The 1,327-nt window shown below is 40.0% G+C and carries 1 pseudogene; it reads left to right on the forward strand.

The features are described 5' to 3' along the window. Positions 1-126 precede the first annotated feature (126 nt). Positions 127-1,291, forward strand: a pseudogene (locus BQ7483_RS18220) (IS4 family transposase). Positions 1,292-1,327: the final 36 nt, after the last annotated feature.

Genomic DNA, 1,327 nt, shown 5'->3' on the forward strand with positions numbered 1-1,327 from the left:
ATCACTACTGTCCAATAAAAGTTAGCTAATCGGTCTTTGAAATTATTGAAATACAGTCTTTTAAGCAGTCCTTTAGAATGAAACGGATTTGAATTCGTAGCTTAGCGGTCAAATTGAAGGCCGCTTATGAACCAAGATAAATACGTATTCGCTCAACTTACCGCTTTTCTGAACAGAACCCAGTTCAACAACTTCGTTCGCAAGTATGATGGCAATCGCTACGTGAAGCAATTCACCTGCTGGAATCAGCTGCTTGCTATGATGTTCGGACAACTGAGCAATCGTGAGAGTCTTCGCGACCTAATTGTGGCTTTTGAAGCACACCGAGCTAAGCAGTATCATCTTGGTTTGGGACGCCATCCAATAGCCAAAGCCACTCTCGCTTATGCTAATCAGAATCGTGACTACAGAATCTTTGAAGACTTCGCATTCTATATAATGAAGGAAGCTTGCGAAAAGCGAGGGACCAATATCTTGGAAATCCCAGGAAATAAGTACGCTTTTGATTCAACAACCATTCCGTTGTGTCTAGCCACATTTCCATGGGCGAAGTTCCGAAGAAAGAAAGGAGGAGTGAAAGCTCATGTCTTATATGACATTGAAGCACAAGTTCCTGCCTTCTATACTGTAACCACAGCATCGAAGCACGACTCTACAGAGATGTGTTCAATCCATTATGAACCAAATGCTTATTATATGTTCGATAGGGCTTATGACTTTTTTTAAGGAACTATATAGGATACACCTGACAGGTTCCTTTTTCGTTGTCAGAGCTAAAACGAACTTGAAATACACAATGGTTAAATGGAAGCGTAGGATGCCTAAGTATGTACTTACAGATGCTGAAGTGAAACTGACCGGATATCTCTCAGAGAAGAAATATACCGAGTCATTCCGATTCATTCGTTACTACGATGAAGAGGGTGACCGTGAGTTCACTTTCCTGACAAACGCAACACATATTTCTGCATTGGACGTTGCTAATCTCTATAAGAAAAGATGGTTGATCGAGCTATTCTTCAAATGGCTAAAGCAGCACCTTAAAATAAAAAGATTCTGGGGCACAACGGAAAACGCTGTCCGCATTCAAATCAGTGTAGCTATTATCACATACTGTCTTGTAGCTATTGTCCAACACGATATGCAATTGAAACGCTCAACTTATGAAGTTTTGCAGATTCTAAGCATCTCTCTAACGGACAAAACGAACTTACGTGACCTGTTCGATAAGACTGATTTCAACGATATCAAAGAACTCGATTATCCCCTTTTTGAAGGACTATTTGATTAATTTTTTAACTCGTCCATTTTTATTGGACACTAATGA

Origin of the sequence: Mediterranea massiliensis, from assembly GCF_900128475.1 — a bacterium.
In the GTDB taxonomy this organism is placed as follows: Bacteria; Bacteroidota; Bacteroidia; order Bacteroidales; family Bacteroidaceae; genus Bacteroides; species Bacteroides massiliensis_E.